This is a genomic window from Chelativorans sp. AA-79, from assembly GCF_029457495.1.
GTDB lineage: Bacteria > Pseudomonadota > Alphaproteobacteria > Rhizobiales > Rhizobiaceae > Chelativorans.
The window spans coordinates 1,722,126-1,737,907 of the sequence record NZ_CP120361.1 but is presented as its reverse complement, the minus strand read 5'-3'; the positions used below and the strand labels follow the sequence as shown (position 1 = coordinate 1,737,907).

Below are 15,782 nucleotides of genomic sequence, written 5' to 3'. Positions count from 1 at the left end.
CGCGACGTTTCGGCCATGTGATTTCGAGAGGAGAAATTCAGAGCTGACGGCGGAATTCCGTGGGCGTCTGCCCGGTCAACCGGCGGAAGGCTGCGGCGAACGCTGAAGGGGTACTGTAACCGACGGAGAGCGCGACTTCAGTAATTGGCGCGTTGGACACGGCAAGCATGGCGCGGGCGCGCTCGATGCGTTCTCGCGTCAGCCACTCGTGTGGAGACTGGCCAGTCGCGAGGCGGAACGCCGTGCAGAAATGATACCGGCTCAAGCCGGCAATCGCGGCCAGCTCGTTAAGGCCGACCTCCTCGCCGAGATTGTCCCGCATATAGGTGGTCACGCGGCGAACCTGCCAATCGGCCAGCCCACGCCTGGGCGCTGGCGGTGCCAGTGTTTGGAAGCTCGAGTGGCCGCGAACAAGCTGCGTGCAGAGGAGATCGAGCGCCTGCTCCACGAACAATCGAGAGGAGGCGTCGTCCGTGGCGGCCTCACGGGCCAGAAGCTCGAGGATCCGCGCGGATGTGGGATCATCGAACCCCACCCGCCCGAGCAATTCCACGGGCTTGCCGTCCGTGAGTGGATCCGCGCACGACTGGAGCCGCTCCGGGGTGAGATAGACATGCGAGACTTCGATGCCGCCGGAAATGTCCCAACGTCCTTCGGTGCCGTCGGGAATGAGTGTGATCGTACCGGAGCGCGTGGTGGCGACGGTCCGCTGACGGCCCATCTGCCACGTGATATCCTGTGGCTGTGAGTAGTACGTCATCACGACATGACCGCTCATCGCCGGAAGCGCATCATGCAGCGCGCCATGCCGCCAGCGACGTGTGAGGCGTGTGTCGCCGCGGAGAATCGCCGGAGCGAGGTCCGGCGGCGTGTCGAGAATGCGTTCCATCTCGGTGATCGCCGAGATGCCGTCGCGCTGGTTTTCGGTAATCTTCGGATCTTCGGGCATGATGGTGCCTCGATCGCATTCTGTTCTCTTACAGTAGCAGGAGGCAATCCTCCATCACCCCTAAAATGGAAAAGACCTCAGTACAATTGCTCCTCTTCCGCGAGAGTGACGGCCGCGAGAGCGCGCTTGAACCGGTTCTCAGCCTCCGCGTCGCGCAAAAACCTGACGCGCTCGACGAGGATCTCGGGCGGCGTCGGCTGCCGGCGAAAGAGATGCATTGCCTCCTCCACGAATTGATCGACCTGCATGCAGTCGGCGCGCAGTGACTGATGAGGCATCAACTCGGTGCGCAAAGCAGGCGGCACGAGTTCGATCACCTCGACTTTGCCCCTCAGCTGCTCACGCAATGAAACGGAATAGGAGTGCAGAGCAGCCTTGGTGGCCGAATAGGTGGGTGTGACCGTGAGCGGCACGAAGGCGTGGCCAGACGAGATGTTGACGATCGCGGCATCGGCCTGGTGCGTGAGGTGCGAGATCAGCGCATTCGTGAACCGTATGGGACCGAGCAGGTTCACCTTGATCATCTTCTCAGCGTCATAAAGGTCCCGTTCCATCGTCAGGTCCTCGCGCCGCATGATGCCGGCATTGTTGAACAGGACGTTGAGCCGCGGATGTTCGGCCGCGACCCGCCGCGCGAATCTCTCGATAGCGGCTGCATCGGTAAATTCGAGATGGTAGGCGGTCATGCGACTGCGTCCGGCTACGGTCTCGTCAAGCCCCGCAGTGCAGCGGCCCGTAACGATCACGTCATTTCCGATGTCGTGAAAGCGCCGCGCAAGCGCGCGGCCAAGTCCCGAGCTGCCTCCCGTGAAGAGCATTGTGTTGCCGATGATCTTCATGCCTGTCTCTCCCTTCTCGGGCACCCTTCTCGACGGGTTGCGTACCCGCGTGGTGTGCGCGTCTCCCTCGGTCGCGCTGGCAGCCTCCTCTCCCCGTCCCAGGTCGCGCGGACCGACCAGGAGGATCATGCTCGCCGCCGCCAATTTGCTTGCGATGTGAAAGCGGATTGCTGATCGACCCCGGTGATCTGCCGCGCTTGTTTTTATGCATATGCCCTCCATTCGGGAGAAATAGTGCCTGCAGCAAGTTCCGCCGCGCGGAAACGCAGCGCCGGCAAGCGTCGGGCTCGTGGCTCGCACTGGACACGTTGGATGTAGCCCTTCGACACGGCGGTCGCCGTCGCCGGGTTGCGGCGCCTGTCGCAATATTTCGGCGGCATGACTTGGAGGGCGAGATTCGGAACCGACGCGGAAACCGTGAACTTCCAGCCAGTCACTCGGCGGAGAGTTGCTGTGAACACCGAGGGTCTGCCGTAGCCGACGGCGATCGCCGATACGCTTCGTCGGCAATCCGGAAGCGGAAGGGTGTTCAAGTCTCCGATCACAACAATGAAACGCAGAGCCCGAACTGGAGAATATCAAAGCAACTGATATAATTCCGCTAATTGGGCAAAAGAGCGAATTCCATGAGCGACACCAGTGTCAGACGAAACTTTCTCACCGTCCATCCCGACCACAATACGGAAGCGATCAAAGGCCTCGCCTCCCCGATGCGTATCGATATTCTCCGGCTACTGCACCGTAGCGGTCCCCTCAATGTCAATGAGATAGCCCGGGCGCTTGATCTTCCGCAGTCAACGGTTGCTACGAACGTGCAGATCCTGGAAGGGGCGCGGCTCATCACGACGAAATCGATCAAGGCGAGCCGAGGCCACCAGAAGATCTGCTCCGCGCGCTATGACGAGATTGTATTGCGCTTTACGGACGATGACCGAAGGGACGACAGCGTCATCGAGGTCGCCATGCCGCTCGGCCTCTACACGAGCTGCAGCGTGTCCGCCCCTTGCGGTCTTTGCTCGACCGAGGGCGTGATCGGGCTTCTGGATGTGCCGGATTTCTTCCTCGACCCCGGCCGAATGAAGGCGGCTTTGATCTGGTTCGAGCGAGGTTATGTCGAATACAAGTTCCCCAACAACGCAAAGGTCCGCGGCACGCCGGTTGCGGCGCTCGAATTTTCGATGGAACTCTCGTCCGAGGTTCCCGGAACCAACGAGGACTGGCCCTCCGACATCAGTCTGTGGGTCAATGACGTGATGGTCGGGACGTGGACTTCGCCGGGCGACTACGGGGACCGCCACGGAGCCTACACGCCGCGCTGGTGGAAGCTGGAGGGCTCGCAGTACGGAAAGTTGAAAACCTGGCGGATTACCGACCGCGGCTGCTTCATCGACGGCACCAACGTATCCGGCGTTGCTCTGTCGGATCTGGCCATTGATGAGCACCATTCGATCCGCATGCGTGTCGGAATCGAGGAACACGCGCAGAACCCAGGGGGCGTCAATATCTTCGGCCGCGGCTTCGGCAACTATGACCAGGACATCATCATGCGTTTGTACTGCGGAACTCCGAACGAGACGGTGGTTGCCGACGGGGACGGGGAAGCCGTGCCGGTGAAGTAGGAAAAGGTATTTATATCACTTGAATTGATACATATCGCTCCGTTCGTTGACTTCAGAACTCCTCGGACATATGCTGACGCCCGTTGAAAAGGCGCATAACACGCGCCGCAACGTCAGGGAGGAAGCAGCATGCCACGGAGGCTATCGCTCGCCGTACTGGCAGGTGCGGTGTTTTTCAGCACCGCAGCATTTGGGCAGGAAGTTCCACGCAACCAGAACCTCATCGTCGAGAACCCGAACGGGACGATGGCCAACCCGGACTGGTTCAACATCTGGACCCCGGCCGGTAACTCGAACCAGCCGACCGGGCTCCACCAGCTCGCCATGGACACCTTCTGGTACATCGACCCGGACCACGGCCTCGACGGCGTCTGGGACAATTCGCTGGCGGCCGAGCCCCCGATCTACAACGACGACTTCACGCAGATGACAGTGCGCCTGCGCGAGGGCATCTACTGGAGCGACGGTGTCGAATTCACTGCCGACGATGTCGTCTTCACCGCCGAGACGCACATGAACAACAACGGGCTGGTGCGAAGCCCGACCTATCAGCTCAACGTCGAGAGCGTGGAGGCGCCCGATCCCTACACCGTCGTCTTCAACCTCAAGCAGCCGAACTCGCGCTTCCATTCCCTGTTCACGGTCCGCTGGAACGCGGCATGGATGATGCCGAAGCATATCTTCGAGGGTAAGGATCCGCTGCAGTTCAACTTCAACCCGCCCGTTTCGCTCGGCGCCTACACGCTGCACAGCTACGACCCGAACGGGCAGTGGTTCACCTGGCAGAAGCGCGAGGATTGGGAGCGCACCACGCTGGCCCGCTTCGGCGAGCCGGGCCCGCAATTCGTGACCTATGTCGATCCCGGCCCGCCCGACAGGCGCGTCATCGCCCAGATGAACCACGAGCTCGACATCATTCACGACGTATCGCCCGAGGGCATGTTCACCCTCGCGCGCGAGGCGCCGAGCTCAAAGGCGTGGTTCGACGGCTTTCCCTACGCCCATCCCGATCCGACGCTTCCCGCGGTGCTCCTCAACCACCAGCACGAAAAGTTCCAGGATCGCGACGTGCGCTGGGCGCTGGCGCTGGCGATCGACATCCGCGCGGTGGCGATGGCCTCCTATCGCGGCGCTGCCACCATATCGGCGATTCAGATCCCGCCCACGGGCACGCATCCCGAGTACTACCACCAACCCTTGACCGAATGGCTGAGCGAGTTCGAGATCGACACCGGCCAGCAGGTGATCCGGCCCTACGATTCGACCATAGGGCAGCAGATCGCGGACATGCTGCGGCCGTCCATGGGCGACCAGATCCCGGAGGATCAGGATGAAATCATGCGCGCCTTCGGCGCCGGCTGGTGGACTCAGAACCTCGAGGCGGCCGCGCAACTCCTCGAGCGGGCCGGCTTCACCCGTCGAGGCAACGACTGGTACATGCCGAACGGCGAGCGCTTCTCGATCCGGCTGATGGTCGAGGGTGACGGCCGTCCGGTGATGACCCGCGCCGGCACCATGATCGCGCAGCAGTGGCGTGACTTCGGCATCGACGCGACGCCCGAGAACGCGCAGGCAGCTTTCTTCACCCGTCGCAACGGCGGCGACTTCGAGGCGGCGATCAGCTGGAGCGTGGAGACCTGGGGCGGTCATCCCGACCTGTCATTCTTTCTCGACAGCTGGCATTCCGACTTCGTCGCGCCGCCGGGTGAGGTCCAGTCGCCGCGCAACTGGCAGCGCTGGTCGTCGCCGGAGCTCGACAAGATCATCGAACAAGTCCGTCAAGTGGAGTTCGACAGCCCGAAGGGGATCGAACTCGGGCATGAGTTCGTCAAGCTCACCGTCGAGGAGATGCCGACCATTCCGCTCATGGCCTACAACGTCTTCACCGTGATGGACGAGACCTACTGGACTGGCTACCCGACAGCGCAGGACCCCTATACCAATCCCGTTCCCAATTGGGGGAACTCGCGCTACATGATGGTCAGGCTGCGGCCGACCCAAGAGTAACCCGAGTGGGACCAGGTGGGGCGGGCTTTCCGTCCCGCCACCCCTGTGTTCTCCAACGAAACGGTCCGATGCGCAGCTACGGCATCTACGTCTTCACGCGCTTCGCGCAGTTCCTCCTCGTCGTCTTCATCGGCGTCTCGCTGACGTTCTTCATCACGCACCTGTCACCGATCGATCCGGTCGAGCAGATGATCGCAGGCATGACCGCCATGGGGCAGAGCGACCCGCAGTCGGTCGCAATGATGCGCCAGGCGCTGCAGGACCTCTACGGCACCGGCGACCCGCTGATGGAGCAGTACTTCACCTACTGGGGGCGCATTCTCTCGGCCGATTTCGGGCCATCGCTCTCGGCCTTCCCGACACCGGTCTCCGTACTCATCGGCCGGGCATTGCCCTGGACCATCGGCCTCCTGCTCACCTGCACGTTGATCGCCTGGGTTCTCGGCAACCTGCTGGGCGGCCTCGCCGGCTACTTCCGCCAAAGCCGCGCGCTCAAAGTGATCGGGGTTATCATCATGGGCTTTCATCCGGTGCCCTATTACATCATCGCCTTCGTGCTCCTGATCATTTTCGGCCTGATATGGCCGATCCTGCCAACGAGCGGTGGGGCGGCGGCGAACGTCCCGCGGGGCTGGAACGCCGACTACGTCCTCAGCGTGCTGCGCCATTCGATCCTGCCGGCGGTCTCGATCATTCTGGTCGGCCTCGGCGGCTGGTTCATGGGGATGCGAGCGCTCGTCTCCAACGTCGTCACAGAGGACTACGTCACCTACGCCGAGCTCGGCGGCGTCAGGCGCAGCCGGATTCTGCCCTTCTATGTCATGCGCAACGCGCTGGTGCCGCAGGTCACCGGCCTCGCCATGACCCTCGGCGCGATCTTCAACGGCGCGATCATCGTCGAGTTCGTCTTCAGCTATCCGGGACTCGGGCGGCTGCTGATCGCGGCTGTCTATGCCGGCGACTACGGCCTCGTCCTCGGCGTGACGACGATCTCCATCATCGCGGTCTCCGCCGCCGTCTTCCTGATCGACATCCTCTACCCGGTGTTCGATCCACGCGTGCAACTCGCCTGAGGCCCGCCGATGCTGAAGATCCTCCGCGACCTGTTCCGCTACAACCGCGAATTCGCGATCGGCGCCGTGCTGATGGCGGTGATCGTCGGCATGGCGGCGCTGTCGGCCTTCTCGCCCTACCCGCCGGCCAACATCTATGTCGTGCCGCCGGACGTGCCGCCATCGTGGGCCCACCCCTTCGGCACGAGCTCGCGCGGCCAGGACGTGTTCTGGCAGCTCACTTTCGCGCTGAGGAACACGCTGCTCTTCGGCTTCGCGGTGGCGATCCTCAGCCGGGTGCTCTCGCTCATCGTCGGGCTCATCGCGGGATACCGGGGGGGCCTGACCGACCGCGTGCTGATGTCGATCAACGACACCTTCATTGTCATCCCGCTGTTCCCGCTCCTGATCCTGTTCTATTTCGTGATGCGGGACTACATGAACTGGGCGCTTCTCGCGCTCGTCATCGCCTGCCTCGGTTGGGCCTACGATGCCCGCCTGATCCGCTCGGTGATGATGAGCCTGAAGACGCGCGAGTTTACCCGGACCAGCGTGTTCTCGGCCATGAAGATGCGCGAGATCGTCGTCCGGGAGCATTTGCCTTACGTCCTGCCGATCGTGTTCTCCACGACGCTCAACAACATCAATTGGTCGATCGGCCTTGAGGTGACGCTCTCGGTGCTCGGTTTCACCGACATCAACACCCCGACCATCGGCACCATGATCTTCTGGGCCAACCAGCACAGCGCCATGGTCGCGGGGGTCTGGTGGTGGTTCGTGTTTCCGACCGCCTTCATCACGTTGACCTTCATTGCGCTCTTCCTGCTCGCGGTGTCGATGAACGAGTACATCGACCCGCGCAGCCGGCTCGCACGCATGGGGAAGGGAGCGGGATGACCGCGGCCAACGATCCCATGTTCTCCGCCGGCGCCGTACTCTCGGTACGCAACCTGCGCGCCTACTATCAGATGCAGTATTTCGGCATTGTTAGGGAGGTCCGCGCCGTCGACGACATCACGTTTCACGTCAACAGGAATGAGATCTACGGCATCGCCGGGGAATCGAGTTCCGGCAAGACGTCCTTGATCAAGACGATCGCCGCCGCCAACCGCCCACCGCTCAATGTCCTTGGCGGATCGGCGAGGTACAGCTTCCTCGACCGCGACATCTTCAGGATGAGCGAGGACGAGGTTTCACGGGTGCGCTGGAAGCATCTGTCCTACATCATGCAGGGCTCGATGAATGTTCTCAATCCAGTCCGACGGATCCGCAAGTCGTTCGTCGACTTTGCCTTCCGCCACATCAACCGGCCCGAGCGGGAATTCTTCGACATCGTCGAGCGCCACCTCGAGCGGCTTCGCTTGTCTCCGGCGGTCCTGAAGGCGTACCCGCACGAGCTCTCGGGCGGCATGCGCCAGCGCGTGACAATCGCGCTGGCGACCATCTGCCGGCCCGAGTTCATCATCGCCGACGAGCCGACGACTGCCCTCGACGTGGTGGTGCAGAAGGATGTGCTGTCGATGATCCGCGAGGTGCAGCAGGAGATGGGCTCCTCCGTCTTGTTCGTCACCCACGACATGACGGTGCACGCCAACATGGCTGACCGGCTCGGCATCATGTACGCGGGGCGCCTTGTCGAGGAGGCCCCGACCCGTGAGATCTTCACCAATCCGCTGCATCCCTACACAGCCCATCTCATCCAGAGCTTGCCGCGGATCGGCGATCTCAGTCCGAAGAAGGCGCTACCGGGGGCGCCGCCGAATCTTTCCGATCCGCCGCCGGGCTGTCGTTTCCATCCGCGCTGTCCGCTCGCCATGGATATCTGCCGGCGCGAGAACCCGGCCCTGACGCCCCTTGGGCCGGGCCACCGCGTCGCATGCTTCGCCGCAAGCTCCGAGGTCCGCCCGGCATCCGAGGCCCGGGAGGCCGCCGCGACGGCGGAGGTGCGGCCGTGAGCGAACTCCTCGCCATTGACAAAGTCACCAGGAGCTACGCCTTCGGCGGCCTCTTCGCGCGGGGCGCATTCAACGCCGTCGACAATGTCAGCTTCACGCTGGAGGTCGCTCGGCCTGAGATCTTCACCATCGTCGGCGAGTCGGGGTCGGGCAAGACGACGCTGGCGCGAATGATCCTGAACCTGATCGCGCCGACCTCCGGCGCCATCCGCTTCCACGGCACCGACCTGGCCACGATCCGCGGCTCGCGCGCCCGCATGGACTTCATGCGTCATGTCCAGCCGATCTTTCAGAACCCGTTCGAGGCGTTCAATCCGCTGAAGCAGGTCGACCATTATCTCTTCATGACCGCCCGCCGCTTCACCGGCGCCGCGACGACGGCCGAGGTCGAGGCCTGCACCGATGCCGCCCTGAAAAAGGTCGGGCTGTCGCTCGCCGAGGTGAAGGGCCGCTTTCCCCACGAGCTGTCCGGCGGCCAGCTCCAGCGCACGGCAATCGCCCGCGCGCTGATCCCCGGTCCGTCACTGCTTGTCGCTGACGAGCCGGTGTCGATGGTCGACGCCTCGTTGCGCATGTCGATCGTCAACCTGTTCAAGACACTTCGCGACGACCTGCGCGTCTCGATCATCTACATCACCCACGACCTCGCCACCGCCTACTACATCAGCGACCGCATCATCATCATGCAGAAGGGCGTGGTGGTCGAAAGCGGCCCGGCCCGGCAGGTTCTCGACAACCCGCAGCACCCCTACTCCATCCTGCTCAAGGACTCGGTCCTCTCGCCCGACACCATCGGCGAGGGAATTCTAGGCCTTGCCCGCCGGCCAGGCCAAGGGCCGCCCCCGGCCATGGCGACGGACGGGGATGCCGTTGCCCATACGCGTGCGCGACCCCGGTCATAATAGGCTTAAGGAGTATCCCATGCCCCACAGCGAAGTTCTTCTCCACCGCGACTTTGCCATCGGCGAGACCGACCGGCGTCTGTTCGGCGCCTTCGTCGAGCATCTTGGCCGCTGCGTCTATGGCGGGATCTACGAGCCGGACCACCCCAGTGCGGACGCCCGCGGCTTCCGCGGCGACGTGCTCGAGCTGGTGCGTGAGCTCGGCCCTACGATCGTGCGCTACCCCGGCGGCAACTTCGTCTCGGGCTATGACTGGGAGGATGGTGTCGGCCCGGTCGAGAAGCGCCCGCGTCGCCTCGACCTCGCCTGGGAATCGACCGAGCCGAACACATTCGGCACCAACGAGTTCATGGACTGGTGCCGCTTGGCGAACATCGACCCCATGCTCGCGGTCAACCTCGGCACGCGGGGCCCCGATGCGGCGCGCCGTCTCGTCGAATACTGCAACCACTCCAGCGGCACGACCCTGTCGGATCTGCGCAGGGAGCACGGCTGGCCGGAGCCGCATAGCGTGAAATTCTGGTGTCTCGGCAACGAGATGGATGGCCCGTGGCAGATGGAGCGCAAGACGCCGACGGAGTATGGCCGGGTCGCGACCGAGGCGGCCAAGATGATGAAGCTGGTCGATCCCTCGATCGAACTCGCCGCCTGCGGCTCCTCCTCCCGCACGATGCCGACCTTCGGCGAGTGGGAGAGGGTCGTGCTCGAGCACACCTTCGACCATGTCGAGTATATCTCGCTCCACACCTATCTGAACAACTATGCCGGGGACACGGCGGCGTTCCTCGCCAGCCCCGACCTCATGGACAGCTTCATCGAGGAAGTGGTCGCAATCGCCGACGCCGTCGCCGCCGAGCGCCGCTCCTCCAAGCGCATCATGCTGTCCTTCGACGAGTGGAACGTCTGGTATCGCACCCGCCGCGGCAACACCCGAGTGCGCGAAGGCTGGCCGGTGGCACCGCCGATCCTCGAGGAAGTCTACACGATGGAGGATGCTCTGGCCTTCGGCGGCGCCTGCATCTCGCTGCTCAACCACGCCGACCGCGTCCGCGCCGCCTGTCTCGCGCAACTCGTCAACGCCATCGCCCCGATCATGACAGAGCCGGGCGGAGCCGCCTGGCGGCAGACGATCTTCTGGCCCTTCGCCGACTTCGCCAATCTCGGCCACGGCACGGTACTGACGGCTCAGGTCGACTGCCCGACCTATTCGGCGACCTACTACGACCCGCGTGGCAAGGACGACCTGCGCTTCCCGCTGCCAGAGGTGCCCTACCTGAAGCTCGCCGCTACCCACGGTGACGGCACGCTGACGCTCTTCGCGCTGAACCGGCATCTCGACGAGCCGATGAAGATGAACGTTACCGCGCGCGGCTTCGGCGAGTTGTCGCTTGAACGCGCCCACACCCTGCACAACGCCGATCTTCAGGCGACCAACACGAGGGGGGAGCCGGACAGGGTCCGCCCGGAGGAACTGCCAGGCGTCGAGGTGCACGGAAGCGCCGTGGTTGTGACGCTTCCAGAGGCGTCATGGACCGTGATACGCATGCGGACACGCTGACAGCAATTGGTGACCGCCTGAAATGGCATGGGAGAATTCCTGTCGACATCTCTGTTCGGGGTGCCGGGACGGCAGCCCGAATCCGGCAACCGGAGACGGGCTGCGGTTCCGCATGCTACCGTAGATCGCCTCCCCTCGCCGCTGTCCGGACGCGGGAACAGCAAGGATCAACGGAACTCGCCGTTAAATCCGCATGATGGTCGGGAAAGTCGCGCCCATTGCCGATCACCACAGCACTTGTCTGTAGCGGGCCCTTGCCCTGGTTCATGCTGCCTCTTACTTTAAGAGTTTGCTGCATGCGTCGATAATGCGGTCGAATCTGATGCCGACTTGCTTCGGTGATCCGACACAAACGAGATGCTCCTTTGCACCGTGAATCGATCTATCGACAATTGGCACGTTACAATCGCATTAATCGACAACTGTTGCAGAACTGTTGCGTGGACCCGCTAAAGCGCCGTAGCGCAATTTGCAGGTTCACACAGAGTGAAATTCCTGATTACCAGTTTCGACGGGCTTCGCCCCGATCTTATCGGGCCAGAACTCACGCCGAACATCGTTCGCGTACAAAAGATTGGCGCTACGCTTTCCCGACATCGAACAGTCTATCCGAGCGAAACACGTGTCGCGTTCCCGAGCCTGGTCACCGGCGCCACCTCCAGCGCCCACGGCATGGTCGGAAACAAATATGTCGAACGGAACGCAAAGCCGCAGCTTTATGTCGACACGGCCGACGCGGCCCTCATCGACCGTTTGAACCGCGAGAGCAATGGCGGCCTGATGACGTCCCCTACGCTGGGTGAACTGCTCCACAACGCGGGCAAGAGCCTGGCAGTGCTTGCAACCAATACGCCAGGGACCACGCGGCTCTTCAATCACAAAGCCGAGGGGCTCGGACATCTCCGGTTTTCGGGGCATTTTCGAGAGACCTGCACCCCAAACGACCTGCTGGCCAAAGCCGAAGCGCAGTTTGGCGCATTGCCGGCAGCACCTCCGGAGGGCGAGCCCGATTTCACCGGCCAGACCTGGATTACCTCGGTTTTCCTCGATCTCGTCTGGCCGAAGCTGAAGCCGGACGTCACCATCCTTTCCTATGGGGAGCCGGACACCACATCGCATTTTCATGGAACAGGCGCACAAGCCACTCGCGAGATCATCTCCTTTTGTGATGCCCAATTCGGCCGCGTGCTCGACTGGTGGGAAGCTGAGGGAAAGGCCGGGGGCGTCCAACTCATCATCGTGTCCGATCACGGCCATATCACTGCTCATAGCCGCGTCTCCGTCATCGACGAGTTGAAGGGTGCTGGTTTCGCACTTGCTCCAGCGCCTGCCGCGGGCGTGGATGTCGTTGTCGTGCCCGGACAGGTCGGCGCGCTTTATCTGGCCGAGCGTTCGGAAAAGAACCTCAGTCGTCTAGTGGAAGTCCTGACCGAAGCGCCCTGGTGCGGCCCGATCTTCACAACCCCGCGCAATGCCGTCGAAGGGATTGCCCATGGCAGCCTCGCGAGCAGTCTAGTCTTTGCGGACCACGAGCGCGCGCCCGACGCTTATTTCTGCTTCCGGGCCGACGACGAAGTCGATGACTTCGGGCTTATTGGCGGCGCCTGGTACGATAGCGACCGCCGCCCCGGCCTCGGTGTTCACGGCGGTCTTCATCCGAAAGAGCTCGCTGCAGTCGGTGTGGTAGCGGGGTCAGCGTTCCAGGATTGCGGCGTATCGTCGGACGTGCCCTCCGGAATCTGCGACTTCACCCCGACCATCCTGCATCTGTTGGGGTTGCCTCTTCCGGCATCCGCCACCGGCCGCGTGCTCCATGAGGTTCTTGCGGATGTTTCTGGCCGCCCTGAAATCGTTCAGGTGCCTGAGACGTTGGAAACGGGCCTCAATGGATATCAGCAGGTGCTTCAGCGCATCCGCATCAATGGCACGGTTTACCTGGAGGGCAGCGCGGTTGCCTGCAAGTCTGTCGTTGGTCGGTCGTCTCCTGCCGGGAACGAAACGGACCAGCGTGCCGGGCGTCAGGGCGCCCGATTGAGCCGAGCGAGGTCTTGCGATATTTCGGAGGCTGCGGCCTTGAGAACAGGCGCATAGCGCGCGCAGGCCTCCTCCTGGGATTTAAAGGCGGAGGTGAAGTAAGTCAGCCCGAGACTGGCTTTCACCTTGTTGTCGCTGCCGAAGATCGGCACGGCTATCGTATTGGAATTTTTCGGCTCAACATGCGGAGCACGTGTTGCATAGCCCACGGATCTGACATGTTCCACGAGCCGCCTTAGCTCGCGCGAATGATGCGCCAGGGCGTGCTCGGGGTCGTCCGATGCCCGCAGCATGTCCACGATCAGCTCGAATTCCGGCTCGCAGGTAAAGGCAAGGTAGGCCAGCCCCATGCCGCGGGTGATGAGCGGCAACCGCATGTTCACGGTGGCATGGAACGGTGAGATCGCGCTGTCCGGCACAGTAGAGAACCGTACGACAACGGCATCCCTGTCGAGGAGCGAAATCGATACCGGCCATTGGTGCTTGCGCGTCACGGCGATGGCCCAGGGCCGCCCGGCCTCCACGACCATGGGTTCCTTGTGGAATCCGGAGCTCAGGGAGCTCACCAACGCGCTCACCTGATAGCCGCCGAGCCGCTGATCGTTCTCCACGAAACCGGCTTCTTCGAGCGTCCTGAGGAGGCGCACCAGTGTCGGCTTGGGCAAGCCCGTACGCGCATGCAGCCGCGCGATCGAGGTGTAAGGCTGCAGGTTCAGTTCCTGCAACACGGCAAGCGCACGTTGGACCGATCTGACCCCCATGCTCCTCCTCATTCCGCCAGATGGAACATGCCAGCTAGATACATTGTGGCCGCGAGCCGTCAAGCTCTAATTCAAAAACCGGCCAAACGAAGCGAGGGGTCCTGCAGATGTCTGAAAAGAACCGCGCCGAGGTTCGCGCGTTGATCGCGAACATCGACGATGCGATCGTTGACGAGCTGCTGCAGGGCGCGGTCGATCTCCACGTCCATTCCGGACCCTCGACAATGCCCCGGCAGCTGGACCATTTCGAAGCGGTGGAACAGGCGGCCGCAACCGGCATGCGGGGCATCCTGTTCAAGGATCACCACTATTCGGTCGCTCCTTTTCTGCCGATAATGAACCGCGTGCTGGGCCATCACAATGTGGCGATGTTCGGCGGGCTCGTGCTGAACAACTCCACCGGCGGGCTAAATCCCTTCGTCGTGGACGCCCAACTCAAGATGGGCGCCAAGCTCATCTGGATGCCCACGGCGCAATCGGCGAACCACATCCGAAGCTCGCACCGAAAGACGCGTCTTGCATCGAACGTTCAACTGAAGAAGTCACCGGGCATCACGGTGGTCGACGCGTATGGGGAACTTCTCGACGTCGTCAAGGAGATCCTCGATTCCATTGCCGAGTTCGACGCCATCCTGTCCTCGGGACATCTGCACATTTCGGAGATATGGACCCTTTTCACCGAGGCGAAGAAACGCGGTGTCAAGCGCCTGCTGGTCAACCATCCGATGTACGGGCTGCATTTCACTTACGAGGATATCCGTGAGCTCGCGGAATTCGGGGCCCTGATAGAGCAGTCCGCCTGCCTTTACGTGGATTGCCGCTTCAACGTTTTTGCGCCGGGAGAACTCAGGGAACACATCGAGGCGGCGGGCGTGACGCATTCCTCGATCGGCTCCGACCTTGGACAGGTAGACAACCCCTCCCCCGTCGAAGGCCTCAGGCAGGCCGTGAAACTGTGCCTGGCGCTCGGCTTCTCCGAAGACGACGTGCGCGTGATGATACGAGACAATCCGGCGAAACTCGTCGGCATCGCCTAATACCGCCGCAGCGGCATCGACCGGACGGCCTCGGCCGGCGCCGGTTCCAGGTCAGAGGAGACGACATGAAACTTGGCACCATAAGCCGGCAGGGCAAACCCGCACTGGTCGTCAAAAAAGGCAATTCGGCCCTGCTCCTGTCCGAACTGTGTGAAAGCGCGGATCTCGGCGAAGCGCCACGCACGATGCAGGATCTGATCGAAGGCGGGGCGGACGAACGTGCGCGGGTGGAGGAGGCTCTTCGCAGGGGCGAGGCCGCGCCGCTCGACCCTGAATCCCTCGACTGGCTCGCCCCGCAGAACCGCCCCTCGAAGATCCTGGGCGTCGCCTTCAACAACATGGGCATCCGCAAATCGGCGCATGTGGACCCGGGCGTGCCCAACTTCTTCCTGAAAGCCCCGTCCTGTCTGACCGGCCACAACAAGCCGATCGTCATGGAAGAGCATTACGGCGAGACCATCCCCGAACTGGAGCTTGCCGCCGTGATCGGCAAGAAGTGCCGGAAAATCGACGTGTCAGAGGCGCGCAAGGCCATTTTCGGCTATTCCATCATCAACGACGTCACGTCTCATGGCATGAAATTCGGCATGGATTCGATCGCCACCACCCGCGAACCGAACTTGCTCCGTCCCCACCATCTGGCGTGGCGGCGGCGCCATGGCGACGACGATCGCGACGTTTATTTCGTCTATCATACCCGTTCCAAGGCGACGGACACCTTCGGGCCGATGGGACCATGGCTGACGACGGCGGACGAGGTTTCAGATCCAAACAATCTCGAAGTGAAGGGTTGGTTCGACGGCGAACCTTTTGCCGTCGACTCCACCTCGAGCTACCGCTTCAAGGTCGAAGAGGTGGTTGCGGAAGCCAGTCGCTACTTCACCCTCGAGCCTGGAGACGTTATCTGTTTCGGAACTTCGGCAAAAGGCATCGGAAACTTTCCCAACGGACACCGGTCGGTCAATCTGCACAAGCTCAGCGGGAGGCTCGACATCGAAGTGGAAGGATTGGGCCGGCTGTCAAATCCTGTCGTGCACGACTGGGAGGCCTAGTGCGATGCGGGCTGTTT

The 15,782-nt window shown here is 62.6% G+C and carries 13 protein-coding genes; 10 read left to right on the top strand and 3 right to left on the bottom strand.

Translation table 11 applies throughout. The annotated features are described in order from the left end of the window. Positions 1 to 37 precede the first annotated feature (37 nt). Positions 38 to 949, bottom strand: a complete 912-nt coding sequence (locus tag PVE73_RS08460) for an AraC family transcriptional regulator (protein WP_277366513.1) — start codon at positions 947 to 949, stop codon at positions 38 to 40. Between the two features lie 77 nt (positions 950 to 1,026). Beyond that, positions 1,027 to 1,788, bottom strand: coding sequence for an SDR family NAD(P)-dependent oxidoreductase (locus PVE73_RS08455; protein ID WP_277367386.1), 762 nt, complete (start codon positions 1,786 to 1,788; stop codon positions 1,027 to 1,029). A 626-nt stretch (positions 1,789 to 2,414) separates the two neighbouring features. Here PVE73_RS08455 and PVE73_RS08450 point away from each other — a divergent pair. From PVE73_RS08450 to PVE73_RS08415, 8 genes are all read left to right on the top strand, one after another. Then, positions 2,415 to 3,407 carry a helix-turn-helix domain-containing protein gene (locus PVE73_RS08450; RefSeq protein ID WP_277366512.1) on the top strand — a complete coding sequence of 331 codons (993 nt, stop codon included), beginning with the start codon at positions 2,415 to 2,417 and terminating at the stop codon, positions 3,405 to 3,407. A 129-nt stretch (positions 3,408 to 3,536) separates the two neighbouring features. Continuing rightward, the gene (locus tag PVE73_RS08445; RefSeq protein ID WP_277366511.1) at positions 3,537 to 5,414 is read left to right on the top strand and encodes an ABC transporter substrate-binding protein; all 1,878 of its coding nucleotides are present in this window, start codon (positions 3,537 to 3,539) and stop codon (positions 5,412 to 5,414) included. A gap of 68 nt (positions 5,415 to 5,482) precedes the next feature. Beyond that, on the top strand, positions 5,483 to 6,487 hold the full coding sequence (locus PVE73_RS08440; RefSeq protein ID WP_277366510.1) for an ABC transporter permease: 1,005 nt from the start codon (positions 5,483 to 5,485) through the stop codon (positions 6,485 to 6,487). 9 nt (positions 6,488 to 6,496) lie between these two features. After that, on the top strand, positions 6,497 to 7,363 hold the full coding sequence (locus tag PVE73_RS08435) for an ABC transporter permease (RefSeq protein WP_277366509.1): 867 nt from the start codon (positions 6,497 to 6,499) through the stop codon (positions 7,361 to 7,363). Next, positions 7,360 to 8,421, top strand: a complete 1,062-nt coding sequence (locus PVE73_RS08430) for an ABC transporter ATP-binding protein (protein WP_277366508.1) — start codon at positions 7,360 to 7,362, stop codon at positions 8,419 to 8,421. The genes PVE73_RS08435 and PVE73_RS08430 overlap by 4 nt, the downstream gene beginning before the upstream one ends. Next, positions 8,418 to 9,323 carry an ABC transporter ATP-binding protein gene (locus PVE73_RS08425; protein WP_277366507.1) on the top strand — a complete coding sequence of 302 codons (906 nt, stop codon included), beginning with the start codon at positions 8,418 to 8,420 and terminating at the stop codon, positions 9,321 to 9,323. Before PVE73_RS08430 ends, PVE73_RS08425 begins: the two co-directional genes overlap by 4 nt. Before the next feature lie 19 nt (positions 9,324 to 9,342). Continuing rightward, positions 9,343 to 10,881, top strand: a complete 1,539-nt coding sequence (locus tag PVE73_RS08420) for an alpha-N-arabinofuranosidase (protein ID WP_277366506.1) — start codon at positions 9,343 to 9,345, stop codon at positions 10,879 to 10,881. Between the two features lie 486 nt (positions 10,882 to 11,367). Further along, entirely contained in the window at positions 11,368 to 12,972 is a 1,605-nt protein-coding gene (locus PVE73_RS08415; RefSeq protein ID WP_277366505.1) for an alkaline phosphatase family protein, read from the top strand. Here the strand turns inward: PVE73_RS08415 and PVE73_RS08410 are convergent. After that, on the bottom strand, positions 12,900 to 13,676 hold the full coding sequence (locus PVE73_RS08410; protein ID WP_277366504.1) for a helix-turn-helix domain-containing protein: 777 nt from the start codon (positions 13,674 to 13,676) through the stop codon (positions 12,900 to 12,902). The two genes, PVE73_RS08415 and PVE73_RS08410, sit on opposite strands and share 73 nt — an antisense overlap. Before the next feature lie 107 nt (positions 13,677 to 13,783). On the opposite strand from PVE73_RS08410, the gene PVE73_RS08405 reads away from it, so the two are divergent. Both PVE73_RS08405 and PVE73_RS08400 read left to right on the top strand, forming a co-directional pair. Next, positions 13,784 to 14,713 carry a DUF6282 family protein gene (locus PVE73_RS08405; protein WP_277366503.1) on the top strand — a complete coding sequence of 310 codons (930 nt, stop codon included), beginning with the start codon at positions 13,784 to 13,786 and terminating at the stop codon, positions 14,711 to 14,713. A gap of 65 nt (positions 14,714 to 14,778) precedes the next feature. Then, the gene (locus PVE73_RS08400) at positions 14,779 to 15,765 is read left to right on the top strand and encodes a fumarylacetoacetate hydrolase family protein (protein ID WP_277366502.1); all 987 of its coding nucleotides are present in this window, start codon (positions 14,779 to 14,781) and stop codon (positions 15,763 to 15,765) included. The last annotated feature ends 17 nt before the right edge of the window (positions 15,766 to 15,782 follow it).